Source organism: Paenibacillus fonticola DSM 21315 (assembly GCF_000381905.1).
Classification (GTDB): Bacteria; Bacillota; Bacilli; order Paenibacillales; family Paenibacillaceae; genus Fontibacillus; species Fontibacillus fonticola.
Genome location: NZ_KB907246.1, coordinates 15,215 through 36,038, shown reverse-complemented (window position 1 = coordinate 36,038; position 20,824 = coordinate 15,215). Strand labels below are relative to the sequence as shown.

The 20,824-nt window shown below is 51.0% G+C and carries 18 protein-coding genes and 2 pseudogenes; 9 read left to right on the top strand and 11 right to left on the bottom strand.

Going from position 1 to position 20,824, the window contains the following annotated elements; genetic code table 11:
• Positions 1-5: 5 nt before the first annotated feature.
• Complete coding sequence (locus G358_RS0101935; RefSeq protein ID WP_019635516.1) at positions 6-1,466, bottom strand: DEAD/DEAH box helicase; 1,461 nt, start codon at positions 1,464-1,466, stop codon at positions 6-8.
• Between the two features lie 224 nt (positions 1,467-1,690).
• On the opposite strand from G358_RS0101935, the gene G358_RS32065 reads away from it, so the two are divergent.
• A complete protein-coding gene (locus G358_RS32065) occupies positions 1,691-1,924 on the top strand; it encodes a hypothetical protein (protein WP_019635515.1) in 234 nt (77 codons plus the stop codon).
• 14 nt (positions 1,925-1,938) lie between these two features.
• Here the strand turns inward: G358_RS32065 and G358_RS0101925 are convergent, their stop codons facing one another.
• The 5 genes from G358_RS0101925 to G358_RS0101905 form a co-directional block, all read right to left on the bottom strand.
• Positions 1,939-2,577: a ThuA domain-containing protein gene (locus G358_RS0101925; RefSeq protein ID WP_019635514.1), complete on the bottom strand. Its 639-nt coding sequence runs from the start codon at positions 2,575-2,577 to the stop codon at positions 1,939-1,941.
• A gap of 48 nt (positions 2,578-2,625) precedes the next feature.
• Positions 2,626-3,459 (bottom strand): uroporphyrinogen-III synthase, encoded by an 834-nt coding sequence (locus tag G358_RS0101920; protein ID WP_026342004.1) that lies wholly within the window; start codon positions 3,457-3,459, stop codon positions 2,626-2,628.
• A gap of 259 nt (positions 3,460-3,718) precedes the next feature.
• The gene (locus tag G358_RS0101915) at positions 3,719-4,960 is read right to left on the bottom strand and encodes a methyl-accepting chemotaxis protein (RefSeq protein ID WP_019635512.1); all 1,242 of its coding nucleotides are present in this window, start codon (positions 4,958-4,960) and stop codon (positions 3,719-3,721) included.
• Positions 4,961-5,150: 190 nt separating this feature from the next.
• The gene (locus G358_RS0101910) at positions 5,151-5,978 is read right to left on the bottom strand and encodes a winged helix-turn-helix domain-containing protein (RefSeq protein ID WP_019635511.1); all 828 of its coding nucleotides are present in this window, start codon (positions 5,976-5,978) and stop codon (positions 5,151-5,153) included.
• On the bottom strand, positions 5,960-6,349 hold the full coding sequence (locus tag G358_RS0101905; RefSeq protein ID WP_019635510.1) for a Fur family transcriptional regulator: 390 nt from the start codon (positions 6,347-6,349) through the stop codon (positions 5,960-5,962). Before G358_RS0101905 ends, G358_RS0101910 begins: the two co-directional genes overlap by 19 nt.
• Positions 6,350-6,534: 185 nt before the next feature.
• Between G358_RS0101905 and G358_RS34695 the strand changes: the two are divergent.
• Positions 6,535-6,726: pseudogene (locus tag G358_RS34695) on the top strand (YczF family membrane protein); the annotation flags it as partial.
• A 39-nt stretch (positions 6,727-6,765) separates the two neighbouring features.
• Here G358_RS34695 and G358_RS29315 read toward each other — a convergent pair.
• From G358_RS29315 to G358_RS32060, 3 genes are all read right to left on the bottom strand, one after another.
• Complete coding sequence (locus tag G358_RS29315) at positions 6,766-8,034, bottom strand: GerAB/ArcD/ProY family transporter (RefSeq protein ID WP_019635508.1); 1,269 nt, start codon at positions 8,032-8,034, stop codon at positions 6,766-6,768.
• A 14-nt stretch (positions 8,035-8,048) separates the two neighbouring features.
• Positions 8,049-9,257: a Ger(x)C family spore germination protein gene (locus G358_RS0101890; protein WP_019635507.1), complete on the bottom strand. Its 1,209-nt coding sequence runs from the start codon at positions 9,255-9,257 to the stop codon at positions 8,049-8,051.
• A 79-nt stretch (positions 9,258-9,336) separates the two neighbouring features.
• Entirely contained in the window at positions 9,337-12,021 is a 2,685-nt protein-coding gene (locus G358_RS32060) for a spore germination protein (RefSeq protein WP_019635506.1), read from the bottom strand.
• Positions 12,022-12,201: 180 nt separating this feature from the next.
• On the opposite strand from G358_RS32060, the gene G358_RS0101875 reads away from it, so the two are divergent.
• From G358_RS0101875 to G358_RS0101860, 4 genes are all read left to right on the top strand, one after another.
• The gene (locus G358_RS0101875; protein ID WP_019635505.1) at positions 12,202-13,755 is read left to right on the top strand and encodes an FAD-dependent oxidoreductase; all 1,554 of its coding nucleotides are present in this window, start codon (positions 12,202-12,204) and stop codon (positions 13,753-13,755) included.
• Between the two features lie 169 nt (positions 13,756-13,924).
• Positions 13,925-14,251, top strand: a complete 327-nt coding sequence (locus G358_RS0101870) for a PadR family transcriptional regulator (protein ID WP_019635504.1) — start codon at positions 13,925-13,927, stop codon at positions 14,249-14,251.
• A complete protein-coding gene (locus G358_RS0101865; RefSeq protein WP_019635503.1) occupies positions 14,248-14,853 on the top strand; it encodes a DUF1700 domain-containing protein in 606 nt (201 codons plus the stop codon). Before G358_RS0101870 ends, G358_RS0101865 begins: the two co-directional genes overlap by 4 nt.
• Positions 14,846-15,799 (top strand): DUF4097 family beta strand repeat-containing protein, encoded by a 954-nt coding sequence (locus G358_RS0101860; protein ID WP_019635502.1) that lies wholly within the window; start codon positions 14,846-14,848, stop codon positions 15,797-15,799. The genes G358_RS0101865 and G358_RS0101860 overlap by 8 nt, the downstream gene beginning before the upstream one ends.
• 222 nt (positions 15,800-16,021) lie before the next feature.
• Here the strand turns inward: G358_RS0101860 and G358_RS0101855 are convergent, their stop codons facing one another.
• Together G358_RS0101855 and G358_RS29305 are read right to left on the bottom strand one after the other, a co-directional pair.
• Entirely contained in the window at positions 16,022-16,471 is a 450-nt protein-coding gene (locus tag G358_RS0101855) for a hypothetical protein (protein ID WP_019635501.1), read from the bottom strand.
• Between the two features lie 121 nt (positions 16,472-16,592).
• Positions 16,593-16,913 (bottom strand): annotated as a pseudogene (locus tag G358_RS29305) (ABC transporter permease subunit); the annotation flags it as partial.
• 96 nt (positions 16,914-17,009) lie between these two features.
• Here G358_RS29305 and G358_RS34370 point away from each other — a divergent pair.
• From G358_RS34370 to G358_RS0101840, 3 genes are all read left to right on the top strand, one after another.
• Positions 17,010-17,174 (top strand): RAxF-45 family protein, encoded by a 165-nt coding sequence (locus tag G358_RS34370; protein ID WP_338042658.1) that lies wholly within the window; start codon positions 17,010-17,012, stop codon positions 17,172-17,174.
• A 105-nt stretch (positions 17,175-17,279) separates the two neighbouring features.
• On the top strand, positions 17,280-19,337 hold the full coding sequence (abc-f, locus tag G358_RS0101845) for a ribosomal protection-like ABC-F family protein (protein WP_019635499.1): 2,058 nt from the start codon (positions 17,280-17,282) through the stop codon (positions 19,335-19,337).
• Positions 19,337-20,038, top strand: coding sequence for a DNA-3-methyladenine glycosylase family protein (locus G358_RS0101840; protein WP_240479919.1), 702 nt, complete (start codon positions 19,337-19,339; stop codon positions 20,036-20,038). The genes abc-f and G358_RS0101840 overlap by 1 nt, the downstream gene beginning before the upstream one ends.
• The last annotated feature ends 786 nt before the right edge of the window (positions 20,039-20,824 follow it).

Genomic DNA, 20,824 nt, shown 5'->3' with positions numbered 1-20,824 from the left:
TCCGGCTAACGTCCCCGGCGCCCTCCGCGTTCTGTTCCGCTGCGACGGCCGCCGCCTTCGCTGCGGGAGGCATGTCCGCTTCTTGCGTTGGACGGCTTGCCGCCTCTGCCCCGGCCGAACGGGGAGGTATGACGTTCACGATTGCCCTTCCCGCTGCCTTGGCCGCGGCGCCCTTCGCCTGTTTCTCCGCGCGCTCTTCCACCTGCTCTTCCAGACGCTTCTCTGCCTACTCTTCCGCCCACTTCTCCGCCTGCCTGTTTTCTGCCCTCAGGCCTTCTCCCTTTCCCGGCGGAATCCCTGGATTCCCGTTTGCCTGCTGTATCCCGGCTCATAGAGGCTGCTGTCTCGCTTTTCTCCTGGCGGTGCCGCTCTAGCTTCATCGAAATGCCCCGCTCGATATGACGGAGCGCATCGATATCCCTTGGAGAAGCAAAAGTTATCGCAACCCCTTTCCCGCCGGCCCGGCCCGTACGGCCGATCCGGTGAATGTAGCTGTCCACGTCCTGGGGAATATCATAGTTAAACACATGGGTTACGCCTTCAACATCGATCCCTCTGGCCGCTACATCAGTGGCGACGAGCAGTTCCAGCTTCGCCTCGCGGAACGCGCGCATCACCTGCTCCCGTTTAGATTGGGATAAATCACCGTGCAGTTCGTCAGAGGCAAAGCCGGCCTCCTGCAAAGCTTCGTTCAGCTTGCTGGCCCGCCGCTTCGTTCGGCAGAAAATAACCGCCAAATAAGGTCGATGGGTGCGAATAAGCTCGATCAATGCCCCCTGCTTGCCCCGATCGGTGCATTCCACTAAAATTTGCCGGATGCTATCCAGTGTGACGCGGGAGGTTTCCGCGATCCGGATATCCTGCGGCCGCACCATATATGACCGGGCAAGCCGCTTTACGTTATCCGGCATCGTCGCAGAGAACAGCATCGTCTGGCGGCTCTTCGGAACCATGCGAATAATCGACTCTACCTCGGCCAGGAAGCCCATGTGCAGCATCTGGTCCGCTTCGTCGAGCACAAGCATGCGCACAGCGCCCAGCACCAGCGAGCCCCGGCGCAAGTGATCGAGCAAGCGTCCCGGCGTACCGATGACCAGCTGCGCGCCATTGTGCAATTTACGAAGCTGCCGCTCCACATCTTGCCCTCCATAGGCAGCGAGAACCGATATCCCCTCGCGGGCAGCAGCCAGTTTGCGTGCCTCCGCCGTAATTTGGATGGCTAATTCCCGGGTCGGCGTAATGATCAGCGCCTGCGCATCAGGGCGGTCCGCTCTCAGCTTGTCCATGATCGGCAGCAAGAAAGCCAGCGTCTTGCCCGTTCCCGTCTGCGCTTGGACGATCGCATCCTCCCCTGTAAGCAGCACGGGTATGGCCTCTTCCTGTACCGGCGTCGGAGTGCTGATGCCATAACTTTGTAATGTCCGAACAAGCTCAGGCGCAATGCCCCATTGATCGAAAGTCGTCAAATATATCCACCTCGTCCTTTAATAGTCCTGCCTTAAGACGTACTCTCTAAGTAGACAGACCGCCTTTAACATTAAACATTTAACCTCTTGCCTTTAGCCTTGAACCGCTAGCCTTTAGCGCTAGGTTCCTCTCGCTTATATTACAGTTGCTTGCTTAAAAAAGACCGGACCCGCCATCCAGTCAGCGTTCCGGCCATTTGCAGCAGCTTGTTGCGGTCCCAGTCATGACGCTTTTGCAGCTTTTGCAGCTTTTGCAGCTTTTGCAGCTTTTGCAGCTTTTGCAGCTTCTTTTAGTTCTTTTAGTTCTTTTAGTTCTTTTAGTTCTTTTAGTTCTTTTAGTTCTTTTAGCTCTTTTAGTTCTTTTAGCTCTTTCAGCTCTTACTTTCTTACAGCTCTCACAGTTCTCACAGCTAGAGACCTCCCTGCCTCAAAGCCTAAAGCTGAAGCATGAAACCTGAAGGCCTAAACCCGCTTAACCCGGCGACCTTGCCGCCCACTTCGCAGCCTGCAGCACAAGTTTGCGATATTCCGGGTGCTGGAACACGGCCTGATCACGTCCCGGAAGCAGATAGACTACACGGCCGAGCCCATAGCTATGCGCCCATGCCGCCGGGTGCCACTCCCCATCCATTTCGTATTCGAGCAAAATCGTCGTTTCGCAAAACGGATCGAACTCGAATCGATACGGCTCGTCCTCAATTTCAAAGGGCGAAATGTGAAGCATGATGTCATGATCCGGCGCTGTCACACGCATTTGCAATGTTTGCAAGGAAGGGTGCGATACGTTTCTGGCACCAATGAGCTGCGCGATCTCGTATTTTTTTTGCAGCACAATGCCGTTATGAAGAACTAACAGTCCGCGTCCGCCGCTGATGCAGGACAGAAGACCTGACGTCTGCTTGGAAGACAGCTTCTCTCTCCAGCTATCATGATAGGAAATGCAAAGATCAAACGACTGTAAGTTGCTCTCCTCAAGCATATGGTTGTTCTCTGTACATTGCACCGAAAAGCTGTCATTCAAAATATGGGTGATTTCCCGGTCAACCCCTTGCAGGGGATAAAATTTAGGATGAGTATAATCTCCGATCAGCAGTGCTCTCTTCTTATTCATGAACTGCTCCTCCTGTCCGTAAAGTTCCCATCCCCAGCAGGTCAGGGCTTATTTGCTAGCCAGCAGGGGATCGCTCTCGCCGGCAAAATAACGCGCCAGTTCGACAATCATGCTACCCATTCGTTCTTCCTTTGGAGCGACCACGCGGGGAATTCCCGCTTCATACAATCCTTGGGCGGTCACTTTGCCCACCGCAACGGCGATGACCGGCCCCCGCAGCGCAGAGATCAGCTCGTCAAAGCGGCCTTGCTTCTCCGCATATTCAAGCAGGAACCTTACCTGCGGACTGCTTGTAAAGGATACGGCATGGACGTGCCCCTCCACAATGTCCAGCAATAAGCGGCTCAAGTCTTCCTCCGGCGGCGCAATATGACGATAGGGCAATATTTCCGTGCAAACTGCCCCCTGCTGCTCCAGCCAGGCCACCAGCTTTGGCGCTGGATCACCGTATAATTGCAGCAATACCGTAGCTTCCTTCAAATTATATGCTGCCAATTCACGGATCAGTCCATCCGTACTGCCGTCGTCGTCGCGGGCATGTGGCGCAAGCTCGTGCTTCTTCAGAACGTTTACCGTTTTGTATCCCCGTGCGGCAATATGCGATTTAGACAAGTTGTCCAGCAATGGAGCCAGCAGCCCCATCTCCCCGGCCATCTCGAACAGGGCGTTAAGCCCGATACCCGTCGTAAAAATTGACCAGTCAGGCGGTTGATTTACCCACGTCTGAATCCCCTGGCGAAGTTTCTCGTCATCCAGAAACACAGTTCCCTGCGCTGGGCGGTACAGCGGAATTCCACCCATATTTTCGATCAGCTTCCCCAGTTCCTCCGCGCGGCGAGGCCCGGTCAACGCAATTCGCTTACCTTCTAATCTTCTAGCCACTTCTCTACCCCCGTATTCGCTATCTTCAACAGAAGCTTCGTTTACCATAAGCTTAAACGACACCGGGGGTTAAGTAAATCGTTCTATTGCATCTTTCTCGTTAGAATGAATTCCAGATGAAGCATTTATGCATCCAACTTAAGAATCAGTCACATCAGGTCAAAATGTTCTCTGGACACAAAAAACGCTGCCGCGCTGTCATTTGAACGACTGCGAGGCAGCATTCCATAGCCATAGCCATGGTCATACTCTATTGCATCTAGGATTTCCGCAATTTAAATTTGCCCACCATTTCCTCCAGCCGTCCGGCAACCGAGGACAGTTGGGACGTGGAGGACGCAATTTCCTGGATCGAGGCAAGCTGCTCCTCGGCGGCCGCGGAAATCGTCCCGACATTGTCTGCACCTTCTTCAGTAATGTTGCGGATTTCGGATATCGTCTCCGATACTTTCCCCGCACCAATCGTCAATTCCCGTGCTGCGCTGGATACCTCTTCGATTTTGTCTGCCGACCCCCGGACGGCTCTGCGGATCCGAGAGAAGCTCCGGCCGGATAAGTCGACGGCAACGATCCCTTCCTCTACGCGCGTCTTCGCGTTCTCCATCGACTCCAGCGCCCGCTGCACTTCCGACTGAATGCCTTCAATAAGTTCTTCAATCTGATGGGCATAGGTCTCTGAGCCTTCGGCAAGCTTCCGGACCTCGGAAGCGACGACGGCAAATCCCCGGCCTTCCTCCCCAGCTCTGGCTGCTTCAATCGATGCGTTCAACGCAAGCAAATTCGTCTGCTGAGCGATGCCTGTAATGACGCCAACAATTCCACCGATATTCTCGGTATGCTCGCTTAAGGTTTGAATGACCGCGCCGAGTTCATCAACCGTTTGGTGGATGTGCTCTATTTTCTCTACGACGCTGATTACGGACGTATTTCCTTCCTCGGCCACAGCTGTCGTCTGCTCCATCGTCTCGGCCACATCTTGAATATGGCTGGAAATTGCCTCAGCCTGTCTTGAAATATCCTCGATACCTTCTACGCCGTGGCTCATATTATGCGTTTGCCGCTCGCTTCCCGAAGCTACTTCTTGAATCGCCAAAGTCACATGCTCGATCGCTTTGGTCGTCTGGTCGGCACTGGCCGACAACTGATTCGCCGATAAGTTGACCTGGTTGGACGCCTGCCGCATCTCTGTCAGCGTGACATTCCAGCTATCGACCGCCTCCTGCAGCCGTTTCGCCACCATGCCAATTTCATCGTTACGATCAGCTCCGCCGACTCTCTTCGACAAGTCGCCTCGGCTAATGCTTTGAATAGATTCGCTTAACCGCTGAAGAGGCCCTGTTACGCTGCGAACGAGAAGCATAGCGACCAGCAGGGCAAAGACAATAGATATTACTATCGCGATCCATTTTAATGAATCCCCCATCAACAGCAGCAATACGACAGGTACAACGGCAATCAAGGCACTAGCCATAAACAATGAGAACGTTACCCGCTTTTTCATTAATCCAGTTCCTTTCCCTCATAGAATTAATCCATTTGACCCACTTTATATGTAACTTTTATCTTGTTATATTCGACATAAATCACATATTTCCCTCTAAATAATAACGCAAAAAAACCGCTCAACTGATACAGCGAACGGTTTAGTTTGTTTTTTTACAATAGTATCAGTGCGTTTTTAAACAGGCTTTCTAGTCGGCCAAACGATACCCTACCCCTCGGACAGTCGCGATATAAGTCGGATTCGCCGCCCGGTCGCCGAGCTTCTTCCGCAAGCTCTTGATATGCACGTCCACCACATTGCTCCCCCCCATAAAAGAGGTCTCCCACACATCTGCCAGCAGCTCTTCCCTTGACAGGACGCTACCTTCATGGTCCAGCAATTTGATCAACAGCTCATATTCGGTCTTGGTCAAGTCGATCGCCGTCCCGGCACGGTACACCTGCATCTTTTTGCGGTCGATCCAAAGATCTTTATAGGCAGCAGCCGTATCCGCTGCAGACAAAGCGCCGGAAGCGGCCGGCCGGTGATTGCTTGTGCGAATAATCCGCTGAACATGATACAGTATCTCGTGGGGCGAGGATGGCCAGACGAGGAGCTCTAGGTGCATTAAGCTCTGATCCATTTGCGGCAGCATAGCTTTATTCACCAGCAGGAGTGAAGGCACGTTTTCGAGGTCTCGAAGCATCAGATTAGTGATCATTCCAGCCTCTTCACTGCCGCGATAAGCCGTCAGGTCAAATATAACCAGATCAGCAGACGGAGCATTGCGGATGCCCTGCTCTAAATGATGGAATACAAGGACATCGAAGCAGCCTACCGACAAATCTCTTACCAGCTCATATATTTCACTCGGAAAAGGGCTAACGAGTATGACGCGCTGCGTAACAGAACATGCCTGAGGCTGAAGCTGAGTATTGCCGAACGGCTCATCATTGTATGCAAGCTCTTGTCCGGGACGCCTGAAAAGGGTCACCGATCCGCCCTGCACTCTTCCTTTTATTTCTTCTGCCTGCATGATTGGCACACCCCCCCAAATACGACATGTGCATGATGCACGTCATATCCGGTCTCCTTGGCTACCTCAGCGGTCCATTCCTCTGGAACCTTCGACATGACTTCATCCACCCTTCCGCACACCTCGCACAAAATATGCTGGTGATCATCAAGCTTGGCGTCATAGCGGCTTGCGGCCTCGCCCAGCTTCAATTCGCGAATCAGTTCCTTATCGGTTAAGTACCTGAGCGAATTGTAAACTGTGCCGTATGCGAAATTATATCCCTGTTCCACAAGGCGATTCATTACTTCCGCTGCAGTCGGATGGTCATTCGCACTGCGGACGACATCATAAACCGCTTTACGCTGCGTCGTTAAATTTAGCGATTTCATATATAGAATCATTCCTTATGATTTGATTTTAGAATTAGTATAAGTCTTATTTCATTATCCGTCAAGCTAGGCCGCCATGCTCCCGGCTCAATGTTCCTGACAAAATTCAAAATCTGCATGGGAATACCGCGTCCTTTCACATAATAAGACTATAATTTTTATCAAAAGGATGGGATGGGTTGCCTATGTTAATAAAAAAGTATGTAATCACCATTTTGTTCACCCTGTTATGCGCCGCATTTAGCATGTGGGTCGATGTCCGAGCAGGCTTGCCATGGAACACTCTATTTATCAACATGAGCCATTTCTTCTTTACAGGCGCAGAACAATGGGCGGCCAGAATACTGCTCCTGTTCCTCGTTGTTCCCGACCTGTTCCGTGCTTTATTTACGCAAAAGAAAAGATCAGCCGGCAGTTCAACTTCCACCACCGCCGATGCCTCCACCGCTTCCCGGGCCGCCTCCGGGAATTTCACATCCGGGTCCGGAACTGCCTTCAGCTCCGGTATAGGTTCCAGCGGTACCAGTTCCAGCCCCGCCCATTCCCCCGTCCCCGGTTCCTGTCCCGAATCCCCCGCCGGTTCCGGGTCCGGATCTTGAGCGGAAAACAAGCTTTCGAATCATGGCCGCTATCAAAAGGATGAACGGAAGCACAATAAAAAATATAGGATCGACCAGATACAGCATCTTTCCCCCTTTCAATAAAAACTCGCTATAAGAACGGCCTATCCCAGCCGTCAAAGTCAAAATGATGAGTGTAAGCGGGTACACCACCTTTTGGTACGGAATATTGAAAATATTCGATATCCCTATTACCGCCGCAAAAAAGTAAATGCAAATTTTAAAATAGATTCCGATAATAAACGTCATGACGATAAAAATATCCGGCCGCTGAATGAAGTCGGAGATTGAAGCCTTTCCGACCGTTATCAGCATCGGAAAATACGATCGCTCGGCAATGTCAACCCCAAGCACGGCTATCGTCGTCGCAACGCCAAAGCTAAGTATTAAGCCGGAGAATAGAAGGGCTAAATATCCGGCTTTAATTCCTTTTTTTGAATGATTCAGGTATGGAAGCAGCATTGTAAACGCAACGACTTCTGCGAACGGAAACTGATAATTTGTTCGGGACACCGATTGCAGCACCGGCCCTATCCCATCGCCAAGAACGGGCAGCAGGCGGTTAATGTCGACAATATGTGCGAAAGCAATGAGAAGCAGGCTCAGTACGCCAACTACCATCATAAACGCAAAGAAGATCAATGATGTTCGGGCCAGCACCTCCAATCCTTTATGCAGCGTATAAGCGACGGTAAGCATCATAAGCATATTGACAATAAAAACGGGGGTTTCCCGCAGCGTAGTGGCAATGACCAGCAGCCCGCCGTCCATTAAGTCCCTTGATGCTTTGTACATGAAAAACACCATATAACCGATCCCCAGCAAAGTCCCCAAGTATTTACCCAGCAACAGTTTATAATACGCCGTAGGCAGCATATCCGGAAACCATAGATATAACATCGTATAGCCGGCATATAGCAAGAGCCCAATAATCATTCCAAGCAGAACGGCCAGCCATTCATCCTTATGGGCTTCCATCCCCAAATTGACGACAAGCCCCGTACCCAACTCAAACAAGAGTATTAACGAAAATATTTGCATAGGAGTGATTCTGATCTTTTCCACGTCGTTATTCCTCCTTAGGAGCGCTGGTTAAATTTATAGGAGCGGTCGCGCAGCTGCGTATTGCGTATGACGGAATTGACTTTATACTCAACCTCGAGCTGTGGAAACAGATCCCCCCACTGATGCTGTATCTTTTTCCAAGCCGCAGGACTTTGACGCTGAACGACTTCCCCAAACCCGAAAATATCGCTGTTCACGGATTGGGCTTTTTGGACAGCGGCCCGCAGATCCTTGGCAATCGCCTCATTCGCTTTAGCTTCAATTTTGTGAAGCATATCGGGATTCTTCAAATCAATGGCAGTGTTGACCTCTCTTATGGACAACTGCACGTTGACGCTGACTTGGATAACCGGATGAAGCGGATCGTTCAGCTTTGCTTGCAATCCGGTTTTGGATCGAATAACGTCGATGCCTATATCGCCTTTTTCCTGATCTGGCTCTAAGACTATCGAGGTTTTTTTCATTTTATTCTTTATCCATACCATCCCGCGGCTCTCATTCGGGGCTAGCCAGTCCACCAGCTTATCGCCTTTGAAGATAGCAGGATCCTCGAGTACCACCAACGGGCTTTTCGTTTTTTCTAAACTGCTTTTTTTGCCTGTCTCATTCACATCGCCGACCACTCCCACGCCGTTGATAACAGCCCCCCCACCCGGAGTCAGTAAATCTCGAATAATGTCGTCTATTTCCATGGTATAATTTTCTCCATGCTCCTTAGAGGCAAATTCGGCCTTTTGCGAAAGGGAATATGCCGTGATTTTGCCGATGGGCGTTAGCGAAGCCGTCACCGCTTCGGCTGAGATTTCTTGTTTGACAATGACAACATCGGAAGTCAACCGGATATCGGAGTCCCTGTCCAAGAAGTCCATCACTTCCGTAATCCCTTTTCGGGCAACACTCTCGGATATGGCAATGAACCGGGCATGTGCTGTCGAAGTCAGCCGCGGTACTTGGCGGGAAGCGTTGCGGATCGCTTCGCTAATCGTGTACCCTGTGCCACTGTAAGTCGAAGTGGGAGTAGCTCCTCTGCCTGTTTTCCCTGTAATTTCGTCGGCAATGATAACCTGAAAAGTAACCAGCAGCTTTCTCTCGTCTTCCGGTGCTTGATCGATGCCAATCCCAGATACAATCGCTCTCCGGTTCAATTCGATAGCGTCCCAGCAGCCGGTCATCAGTACCATGCAGCAAAAAGCCAAAACGATGGCTATTGTTCTCTTTATCATGGAACGCTCCTCCTGCTCGAAACAGATTAAGGTGTAAAATACATATCGCCTGGCTTTATTCATACAGCGGACTATCTCCTTAAACGCCGTGATCAGAGCCCCCTTGCTGGCCCTGTTGGCCTTGCTGCCACTGCTGGCCTGGCTGGCCCTGCTGGCTCTGCTGGCTCTGGTGGCCCTGCTGGCCTGGCTGGCCCTGCTGCCACTGCTGGCCTTGCTGGCCTTGCTGGCCCTGCTGCCACTGCTGGCTCTGCTGGCTCTGCTGGCCCTGCTGGCCCTGCTGGCTCTGCTGGCCCTGCTGCCACTGCTGGCCCTGTTGGCCTTGCTGCCACTGCTGGCCTGGCTGGCCCTGCTGGCTCTGTTGGCCTGGCTGGCCCTGCTGGCCCTGCTGGCCCTGCTGGCTCTGCTGGCCTTGCTGGCCTTGCTGGCCCTGCTGGCCCTGCTGGCCCTGCTGGCTCTGCTGGCTCTGCTGGCCCTGCTGGCCCTGCTGGCTCTGCTGGCCCTGCTGGCCCTGCTGGCTCTGCTGGCCCTGCTGCCACTGCTGGCTCTGCTGCCACTGCTGGCCTGCCTGGCCTGCCTGGCCTTGCTGCTGATTGGGCCCTATCGAATTTTTATTCCGGCCCTCTCGAATAAGCTGCTGCTCTCTAACCTTGTTTGGCGGAGTTCTTAAGATCCAAGCCGGCATACGGAAGAACGTGTCCTTCTGGTCCTTCGGAACGAACGGGGTAATTGGAGCTAGATACGGAACTCCAAAAGACCGAAGACTGTTCATGTGGATGAGCAGCATCAGAATTCCCAAGGTAATGCCGTACAGTCCGAACATGCCAGCCAGAACCATAAATAGAAACCGTATCAACCGCCCAGCAACGGCGATGTTGTAGGCAGTAGGCGCAAAGCTCGCAATTCCCGTCAAGGCAACGACGATAACCATTCCCGGAGTAATCAGTCCCGCTTCAACCACGGCTGTTCCCAGAATAAGCGCACCCACAATCGATATCGTATTTCCGACAGCCCTCGGCATACGGAGCCCCGCTTCACGGAGCAGCTCAAAGGTAACCTCCATCAGCAAAGCTTCGACAAATGCCGGAAAAGGAACCCCTTCCCGCTGTGCAAGCAGACTAACCAGCAGCAGCGAAGGAAGCATCTCATAGTGAAACGTTGTTAGCGCTATGTATATAGCCGGTCCAAGAAGCAGTATGATAAAGCTAAGATAGCGAATCGAACGCATCAGAATGACGATATCGAAACGCTGCGAATAATCCTCCGGCGATTGAAAGAAATGGCCGAATACGGTTGGTAAAATTAAGACGAACGGTGTCCCGTCAACAAGGATGATTACCCGCCCCTCCAGCAAATGTCCTGTTGCCGTGTCAGGCCTCTCTGTGTTGTATACGGTAGGGAACGGAGTAAAAGTCTTATCCTGAATAAACTCTTCGATATAACCGGATTCCAGTACTCCGTTAAGCTGAATGTTCTCCAGACGCTGCCTGACTTCCCGGACAAGCTTGGGATCAGCCAGACTCTGAATATACATCATCGCTACATTTGTATGAGTAACGGTTCCGACTTTCATGGTCTCCAGCCATAAATCCGTATTCCTGATTCTGCGCCTAATAAGTGATATATTGGTTGCAATCGACTCAACAAAACTGTCTTTCGGACCCCGAACGACCAGCTCCGTGGTAGATTCCGTAATGGATCTCCATTCCCCGCCACGGGTTCCAGCTATTATGGCTCTAGTGCTTCCCTCCAAAAATATAGCCGTATCCCCGGACAAAATATCAAATACGACATCGTTCCACTCCGACACTACTTTAGATTCTCCCAGGGACAGCAAGCTGTATTGCAATTGATCCAATAATGCTTCTGAATCCTTCGCTTCTACCTCTCCTAGGCCGGATAGGGTTTCCATAACGAAAGTGTTGATTATCATTTGATCGCTTAAGCCATTTAAATAAATGACAGCTACCGAAGTAGGCTTCTCCCCGCCTAAACTCATTTTTCGCACGACGATATCGGGGCTGTCTCCGGTTTCTTTCTGAATACGCTGAACAGTCTGCTGCAAATCTCCTGAAATGGCCTTATTACCGGCTCCCTGTGTATTCTTCGCGCTGGCTTGGGAATGAGTACCGCCCTGAGAAATTGCGCTGCTCTGATATATTGAACTGCTTTGCGAATTACCGCCTCCCTGGGAACCAGCACTGCCCTCGGATCCGGAAATTTCTTGCGATCCTGAACCGCCCTGTGCAGAACCCGTCTGGGAGGAGGTGCTATTCCATGAACCGCCATTACCTTGCAAATTTGCACTACTCTGCGAGCTAAAGCCACTTCGGGAGCTGCCGTAGTGCTGAGAACCCGCGTCCCCCTGATACGTACTATTTCTCTGAGACCCTGTACCATTCCGTGAACTATTGCCGTTCTGTGAACTATCACCATTCTGTCGCCCAGCTTGACTTTGATCCCCAATGCCGCTGCTGTGAGACCCTGTATCACCCTGGTACCTGCCACTATCACTCTGAGGCCCCACTTTATCCTGGTCCCCACTGCCGCCACTTTGTGACCCTGCATCACCCTGGTGAGTTCTAGCACTGCTTTGAGAGCCCGTCTGAATCTGCTGAGAATTAGCGTCTGCTCGGGAATCGGTCTCGGTCTCGTCCTTACCTCGGCTCATCCCGTGGCTGGCGCCGAGATTGCTCTCGCTTTTCTTCTGCTCGTAGTTTCCTTGCAATTGGCGTCTGCTTCTACCGATAAATTGATTGCGTTTCATGCCTGGCAGCTCCTGTCCCTTAACATATCCCCATTATTTGCTAACTGCCTCAATTTCATGCGGGCGGCAATACAAACGATCGAAAAAAGCACTCCCGTCAAGAAGCAGAGCTGACCATGCTTTAATTAACAAACAACGTGGTAATAATGAAGAACGACTACGAATATAAGGAGATTACCAATGACTAAACAAGCATACGACTCCGGCGCTTTGCCCCGCTTTCCTCAGTCGATGTGGAGGCATACGACTGACTTGCCCTCTTTTCCCCAGCTAAAAGAAAATATCGAGACCGATATCGCCATCATCGGCGCTGGCATTACGGGTATTACTACCGCCTATCTGCTGTGCCAAGCAGGCTTTAAGGTTACCGTAGTGGACGCAGCAGTAATTCTTGATGGGACTACCGGGTTTACGACGGCAAAAATCACTTCGCAGCACGGGTTAATTTACGACAAGCTGAGGAAACATTTTGGGGATAAGGAAGCCAGACTGTATTACGAAGCGAATGAGGAAGCTCTCTCCTTCATTCGATCTACGGTGGAAGAGCATCAAATTGACTGTCAATTGCAACAGCAGGACGCCTATTTGTATGCCGACTCTGAGGAACAGGCAAAGCAGCTTCGCACGGAATGGGAGGCATACGAACACCTGGAGCTGCCGGGCGAATGGTGCGACACCTTGCCGATTCCCATCCAAGTCCATGGAGCGATCCGAATGAAAAATCAGGCCCAGTTCCACCCGCTGCAGTACCTGGGCACCCTCGTCGAATATGTAACATCACATGGCGGAACGCTGTACGAAAATACAACCCTGGAGGATGCGGCCGTCAACACCGGGAATGGGCGGCGGCAGCTCACTACCGAGAACGGTTATAAGATTACTTGCAAATATGCAATCTCTGCCTCGCACTTCCCGTTCTATGACGGAAGCGGGTTCTACTTTACGAGATTGTATGCGGAACGTTCTTACGTAGTTGCCATAGAACCGGAAATTCCGTTGGAGCAGGGCATGTACATTAATTGCGGCAGCCCTAAGCGCTCACTGAGATCGGCTCTGCTAAACGGCGAGCAGGTCATTCTGGTCGGCGGAGAATCGCATAAGACGGGCAAAGGAGAATGCACGTTCAAGCACTATGAAGAATTGGAGAAATTCGGCGGCAAGCTGTTCGGAGCCAAACGCATTCCTTATCGCTGGTCGACTCAAGATCTCATTACGCTGGACGAAGTCCCTTACATCGGAACCATCACTGCGGACGAGGATCATGTTATGGTGGCCACGGGCTTTGCTAAATGGGGAATGACGAACGGGACCGTAGCCGCCCTGATGTTCCGTGATCTCATTATGGGCCACGGCAACAAGTATACAGACCTGTACAAGCCTTCCCGCTTCAAAGCAAATCCGGGGATTAAAAACTTTGCCGTACAAAACGCAGATGTAGCCAAGGAATGGGTATCCGGCAAGGTAGAAATGATCCAACGCAGAGCAGAACAATTAAAGGCTGATGAAGGCGGGGTCGTGCGGCATCTTGGCAAGCGGGCCGGCGGCTATAAGGATGCGGAAGGCAGACTATATATCGTCGACACGACATGCACACATCTCGGCTGTGAGGTGGAATGGAACGATGCTGAGCGCTCCTGGGACTGCCCGTGTCACGGGTCAAGGTTCAACTACAAAGGAGAAGTGCTGGAAGGACCGGCTACGGAAAATCTGCCGCTGCTCAGTCAGCAGCCCTAACAGCAGCAGTGAGGACATGCGAACAATAAGACACACGTTATAAGAAAGCACCGGCAGGTGCCTTTCTTTTGATCAGCTACATTGCTTTGTTCAGTACTGGGTGATATTATGTAGAGTGAAGACAGCTGATAAACACTGATAAAATTATGGGAAAAAGAGGCGATGCCACTTGGATATCAGTATCCAATTCAAAAAAGGCGCCTTGGAAATTTGCGTGCTCGTACTCATCCATGAGAAGGATCGCTATGGCTATGAGTTGGCCCAATCCGTCTCAGAGCATATCGAAGTGGCGGAAGGCGCTCTGTACCCCCTGCTCCGCAGGCTCGTGAACGAAGGACACTGCACGACATATTTACAGGAATCGAGCGAGGGTCCTCCCCGTAAATATTATAAATTGACCCCCCAAGGGGAAATTCACATGAAAAAGCTGGTGATTGAATGGAAACGATTCGTCAGCAACGTATCCAATTTAATCGAGAGAGGAAACCATCTATGAACAAGAGTGAATTCATCTCGCTGCTTAGCAACCATTTATCGGCACTCCCGCCTGAGGAGCGCAATGAACTGATGGAGGACTATGAAGCACATTTTGCTTTCGGTCTTCAGAATGGCAAGACCGAGGAGGAGATCGTCCGCGAACTGGGCGATCCGGCCGAATTGGCCCAGGAAGCCCTCGGCAACCGGTCAGTTCCTCTGAACCCCTTATATTGGTTTGGAGAACAACCGCAGGGACAGACGAGCACAGCCCCTCCTGAAACTAGCGACATCCCTTACCGGAAAGCTGCTTCCGCCATTTATGCCGGATTGTTCTTCCTCAACCTGGTTATGCTTCCTCTGCTAGCTGTAATATGGGCATTTGGCCTAGCTCTTGTACTAGCAGCCGTCAGCGGCATGATCAGCCCTGTCTTCCTTGTGCTTGAATATGTATTTAACGGGCCCTTTCTACCGGCAAAAGCGTTTGCCGCCCTCACGATGGTCGGCATCGGTATCTTTCTGGCCATGGGCTCGCGTCGCGCCTTTTCCGGCATCATTAAATTAAGCGCGTCTTATTGGGCATGGAATGTCCGAGTCGCCAAAGGAGTTAAAATCAATGAATAAAAAAGGATGGACCCTACTGGCGACCATTTGCGTCATCCTGGGTATCAGCGGAATGATCTATCAAGGTTTCAACTTCGAAGAAAAAAAGCCCGCCTATACACAGAAATGGACTTTTAACGATAATGAACTGCAACTTCTCTCCATCAACAGCGAATATGACGTCGAATTTGAATTCATCACCAGCCCTGACGGGACGAACTACGTGGAAGCCAGCGGGAATATGCCGCAGAAATCCATCGATAAACTGACGGATACGAAAATCGCCGACCAAAGCCTTGCCCTGCAATTCATGGAGGAGCGTATCGTTCGTTTCCTCGACCTCGACTTTCAATCCTCAACCCAGTATGTGACGGTGGCATTGACCGACCCGGAGCAGATGTTAAATCGAATCGACGTCGATCTGCTCGCCAACAATGGAAACTTTAAGGCTTTACGCGCCAAAGAAATGTCACTGAAGACGAATTCAGGCAACCTGGCAGTCCAGGATTTGGCTGCCGATCGCTTGCAGATAAAAAACTTCTCCGGTAAAGTATCACTTGAGCAAGTTGCGGCTGACACCGAGCTTAACGTAACCTCTGGCAATGTGAAGCTCGACCATTTCACAGGAAATTTAACTTCCAAAATGACTTCTGGTGATTTCTCGGCCCGAAACCTACAAGGCGATATCCATGCTACGATGACTTCTGGCAATATTAATATCAACGACTGGACTGGAAACGGAACATTTAAATCCACCTCCGGTAACATAGCAATTAGGGAGCAGCGCTCGGACTCATTGGATATTTCGATCCACTCCGGAAACGTAAGCCTTTCCGCCGATCCTGAATTTCAAGGCACATACGACCTGAAGGCCACATCAGGCCGAATCGAATCACCCGTCTCGCCTGGCGTAACCGATGACCTCATCAAGGTGCGCTCCACTTCAGGAAACATTACGATTAAATAAACTGATCCTTTTGGGATTATCCGAAAATAGCCCCCGGTTTTTAGACACTGGGGGCTATTTGACATATGGCATGCTAAATGGTATTCCGCTAGTTCCATTGTAACTCGGCCGCGGAACCACTACGATTCCATTGCAGCTACGTAACTATTTCGCTGGGTAATTCTGCTGTGATTTTCGATTGTGATCCCGCCGTGATTACGATAGGCGGTTCGTTTGCGATCACTAGGCGATCTCACCCGCGATAGCATCGCGGTAAGACTTCAGCGAGCAATAAATAACCGTCTGCATGATGCTTTGATCTTCCTCGGGAATGAGCGTTTTGGCATAATCCCAGGCATTCTCTTCGATGCGAAGAGCGATTCTGTTGCGCTCCATTTCATAGCCGCTAGCATCTAGAAGATCTGACAGCACCTTCAGACTGGCATCCTCTGCATGCCCAAGCTCATGAGCAAATACAATACGAAACACTTGCGGAAAAGCATCTAGTGAGCCAAATAGACTTAAACATTGCTTTTTGATCTCTTCCAAATACATCGTAACCTTATGATGGGCCATACTGTATTTGCCGCCTACGTTCCGACCGCCGGGAAACCGCAAGCGCACGTCGACCGAAACCTTACTGCCGGACTGCGTCAGCAATTCGTCAATAATACATTTTGCTGTTCTTTCCAATTAGACTCCCCTTGCTTCTTTTAGATTGACACTTCGTATCTGATTGTGTAATCAGAACGTTTTTGCCTTACTCATTATAATGCAACGGATTCCAGAAATGAATAACAGAGCAACCATTATTTTATTTGGTGTAAAAGCCACCAAGCCGCTTCTCCGTATAACTTTGTAAAGCGGAAAGGATTGTGCTGAACATCAAATAAATCAGGGCAGTCTCGCTATATACAATCAGCGGTTCGTAAGTCGCTGAAGTGATTTCCTGCGCTTTTCGAAACATTTCCGCATAAGTAACCGTAAAGGCAAGCGATGTATCTTTAACAAGGCTAATAAAAGAGTTGCCAAGCGGCGGAACAGACACCCGTGCTGCTTGGGGCAATACAACATGCCGAAGCGCCTGAACACGGGACATTCCCAGAGAATAAGCAGCCTCCCATTGCCCTTCTAACCCCGATTTCGTCAATCCCTTTTTTATGTCAGCCAGGGGGCTGTTGAAAATAAATGCCAAAACGGATACAATTTAAATAATTATATTTAGAAGGAGGTGGGTAGAGTGGACCGCAAGTACGCATGGAATCGAATCAGCCAATTGCCTATGGCATTATTTGGCATTGTTCATGGCGCAGCTGACAACGGGAGAAGTCTGTCCATTTTTAGCTGTTCGATATCCAAATTACACTTGCGAAATGCCGCTCCTACCTTAACCTAACGGAACGTTACGTGAAGAAGGCTGCAGAATTTCTGCAGCCTTTTTTCGTCTCCAAGGTAGCTTTGCTTCGGTGAAAGCGGCATGAGCCAAAGGAGATTATATAGAATGATTATCCAATGCATAAATGTCCAAAAATATTACGGTGCCGAGCTGGTGCTCAGTGATGTTACCTTTGAAATCAAATCCGGGGAGAAGGTAGGCTTGATCGGCCGCAACGGAAGCGGCAAGACGACGCTGATCCGCCTCTTATCCGGCAGTGAAACGCCCGATCATGGCTCTATCGCCATCCGCAAAGATACTACGTTTGGCGTTCTCGCCCAGATTCCTGATTATGCCAACCGTATGACAGTATACGATGTGCTGCAATCCGCCTTTGAACCTTTGCTCGCGGTCCATGCGCAAATGAGGCAGCTGGAAGCGGAAATGTCCGCGCTATCCTCATCAGGCATGAACAGCTCTAACATGGATCGCCTGCTCCAGCAGTATGGAAGCTTACAGGAGGCCTTTGAGCATAACGGCGGCTTTGAAATGGAGGCGTCCATCGAGCGGGTGACTCAAGGGCTCGGTATCTCTGCCAGTACCTACAAGCAGGCCTTCAGCTCCTTATCCGGCGGAGAGAAGACGAAGATCGGTCTAGCCGTCATCTTGCTGCAGCAGCCGGATGTTCTTCTGCTTGATGAGCCGACCAATCATTTGGATATGGCTGCCGTCCATTGGCTAGAGGAATTTCTGCGTGCTTTTAAAGGTACCGTTGCCGTGATCTCCCATGACCGCTACTTTCTCGACAGGGTGGCCGGTAAAATCATCGAAATCGAGGACGGTGAAGCATTTACCTACCCCTGCAGCTACAGCGAATACAAAAAAGAGAAGGAGCGCAGGCTGCTCCAGCAATTTGCCGACTACCAGGAACAGCAGAAGAAAATCAAGAAAATGCAGGAGGCCATCAAGCAGCTGATCGAATGGGGAAACCGCTCCAACCCGCCGAACGCGGGATTCCACCGCAGAGCAGCCTCTATGCAAAAGGCGCTGGACCGCATGATCAAGCTGAAGAAACCCGTACTCGAACGAAAACGCATCGATCTGCAGCTGACGCAGTCTGACCGTTCTGGCAAAGATGTTATCGTCCTGCGTGAAGCAGGGAAAAGCATAGGAGAACGCACGCTGTACCGCGGCATAAATCATACGCTTCGCTACGGAGAGAATGCTGCCTTAATCGGCGGAAACGGCGCTGGAAAAACGACGCTCATGAAGTGCATATTAGGTAAAGAATCCGTCCAGGAGGGAGAGATTTTGCTCGGCTCGCGGGTAGAAACCGGCTATCTTGCACAAGGATCGGCACCCAAGGACGATCCCTGCACGGTGTTGGAGTATTTCCGGAATGAGCTCGGCATGGAAGCCGGGGAAGCCCGTAATCAACTTGCACGCTTCCTCTTTTACGGAAGTGATGTATTTAAGAAGGTTCACAGTCTTTCAGGCGGTGAGTGGACCAGGCTGAGACTGGCTATGCTGATGTACCGAAAACCGAATTTGCTGCTCCTGGATGAACCGACCAACCATCTGGACATCGACTCCCGGGAAGCCCTGGAAGACGCACTCGAGGATTATGCCGGCTCCGTGCTCGTCATCTCCCATGACCGATATTTCATCAACAAGATCGCAGACCAGATATGGGAGCTTGCTGGGGGCAAAATGTTCATCACCGAAGGCAGCTATGAAGACTATCAGGCTGAGCTGAAGAAGCGGCAGTTGGCTGCACTTGGACAGCCCACGCAGGGTGAGATGCCTAGACAATCTAAGCCCTCTGGGCAAAATGGAGAACCCACGCAGGCATACGAATTCAACTCGGCGAGAAATTCCGCTCGCCCCAAATTGCCGGTTTCGGAAGCTGCCTCTAATGGTAAAGTGCGAAACAAAGCAGGACAGACCATGGGACAAGAGCACGGCAATGCAGCCTCTTCCGCCGCTAACCCTGCCACACTTCGCAAAATGGAACAGGAAATATCCTCCATGGAGGAGAGGATTGCACAGATCGCTAAAGCTATGCTTGATCCAGGCATCGGGAGCAACGCAGAGAAACTATCCGTTCTGCTGGAGGAGCGTAATCAAGTTCAGCGGAATCTCGACCCGCTCATTGATAAATATATCTCTCTTCTAGAGAAGTGATGGGATCGTTATTTCAGCAAATAAGGAGTGAATGTCCAATGAACCCGATTTCCTTCCATCTTCAGATGGATGACCCTCGTATTGCTGCCTTGTCTGAGGCCGATGCCCGCATGGGAGCCTTGATCACACTAATCGGCGAGATCAAGGCGGCGCCGCAAGGCCCGCATTTCGCTGCCCTTGCCCGCTCGATCATCAGCCAGCAAATTTCCGTCAAGGCTGCGGCTACGATCCGTGGCAGGGTGCTGGGATTGGCCGGCGAGCTCTCCCCGGACGCCTTATCGGCGGTAAATGACGAAGCCTTGCGGGGTGCGGGACTGTCCGCTTCCAAGGTAGCATATCTCCGCGACCTATCCAGTAAAGTACAGTCGGGCGAAGTCGTGCTAGAGCGCCTGCACGAAAAGAGCGACGATGCAGTTATCCAGGCGCTGACTTCAATTAAAGGCATCGGCAAGTGGACGGCCGAGATGTTCCTGATCTTCGGGCTCGGCCGCGAGGATGTCGTATCTGTGGGGGATGCCGGGCTGCAGCGCGCCGCCAGGTGGCTTTATGGTCTGGAGGAGCGGGCGGATCGCAAGTATCTGCAACAGGTCATGGGCTTATGGAGCCCGTACGGTTCGGTCGCCTCCCTCTATTTATGGGAAGCAATCAATATCGGACATGTAGACTCCGGCCAAACGCTCGATCAACTCCTCTCTAATTAGGAAAAACGTCTATCGAGCACTTAAAAGGCAGCCTGCGATCATAGAAACCATTTTATAAGGGATGACACCGTAAAATAAATTTCGACCCTAGGACACTTCATATTTATGGGGTAATTCCCCATACTAGGTATAATAGGTAACATACGTAAACCTACAATGATTGGAGTAGCGATGAGCGGTTATACCTGAAGCCAATGGCGCATGCCAGTGGTGCATGCCAGTGGTGCATGCCAGTGGTGCATGCCAGTGGTGCATGCCAGTGGTGCATGCCAGTGGTGCATGCCAGTGATGCATGCCAGTGGTGCATGCCAGTGGTGCATGCCAGTGGTGCATGCCAGTGGTGCATGCCAGTGGTTGATGACTGAAAGGAGCGGCCATTGAATATGGTTCAAGTTAACTTATTATGGCTATTTTGATGATCCTAGCGGACATACGATCCGCTATTTCGCCGATTTCCGTGATATTCGCAGCTTTACGGACACAGAAGCTGCTATCTGGCCCTAATTGCCCCAAATCGGCTAGTTTTCTGCGCAATAGCGGAACCAGGGTCCGTTAGTGCAATCATTTTCGCATTATTGGCCAAATAGCGGATCTACGGTCCGCTAGCTCTACTTAGCATTTTTCGGTCAGGGATTAACCAGTAATTAGTTGGCGGTTTGGCGGAAGTTAATAGCACTTGGTAACATTTAGTGATATTTGGTAACATTTGGTGACATTTGGTGGTATTTGGTGCTATTTGGTGACAAATTGAGTGTGAGTGGAATTCGAGTAATAATATTAGTATTA

What these genes read in the sequence shown, in the direction of transcription:
- abc-f (WP_019635499.1), top strand. Translation starts at nt 17,280, where the DNA reads ATGATTATCCAATGCATAAATGTCCAAAAATATTACGGTGCCGAGCTG.
- G358_RS0101860 (WP_019635502.1), top strand. Translation starts at nt 14,846, where the DNA reads ATGAATAAAAAAGGATGGACCCTACTGGCGACCATTTGCGTCATCCTG.
- G358_RS0101840 (WP_240479919.1), top strand. Translation starts at nt 19,337, where the DNA reads ATGGGATCGTTATTTCAGCAAATAAGGAGTGAATGTCCAATGAACCCG.
- G358_RS0101890 (WP_019635507.1), bottom strand. Translation starts at nt 9,257, where the DNA reads ATGATAAAGAGAACAATAGCCATCGTTTTGGCTTTTTGCTGCATGGTA.
- G358_RS0101925 (WP_019635514.1), bottom strand. Translation starts at nt 2,577, where the DNA reads ATGAATAAGAAGAGAGCACTGCTGATCGGAGATTATACTCATCCTAAA.
- G358_RS0101910 (WP_019635511.1), bottom strand. Translation starts at nt 5,978, where the DNA reads ATGCAGGCAGAAGAAATAAAAGGAAGAGTGCAGGGCGGATCGGTGACC.
- G358_RS0101905 (WP_019635510.1), bottom strand. Translation starts at nt 6,349, where the DNA reads ATGAAATCGCTAAATTTAACGACGCAGCGTAAAGCGGTTTATGATGTC.
- G358_RS32065 (WP_019635515.1), top strand. Translation starts at nt 1,691, where the DNA reads ATGACGCTTTTGCAGCTTTTGCAGCTTTTGCAGCTTTTGCAGCTTTTG.
- G358_RS0101915 (WP_019635512.1), bottom strand. Translation starts at nt 4,960, where the DNA reads ATGAAAAAGCGGGTAACGTTCTCATTGTTTATGGCTAGTGCCTTGATT.
- G358_RS0101865 (WP_019635503.1), top strand. Translation starts at nt 14,248, where the DNA reads ATGAACAAGAGTGAATTCATCTCGCTGCTTAGCAACCATTTATCGGCA.
- G358_RS32060 (WP_019635506.1), bottom strand. Translation starts at nt 12,021, where the DNA reads ATGAAACGCAATCAATTTATCGGTAGAAGCAGACGCCAATTGCAAGGA.
- G358_RS0101875 (WP_019635505.1), top strand. Translation starts at nt 12,202, where the DNA reads ATGACTAAACAAGCATACGACTCCGGCGCTTTGCCCCGCTTTCCTCAG.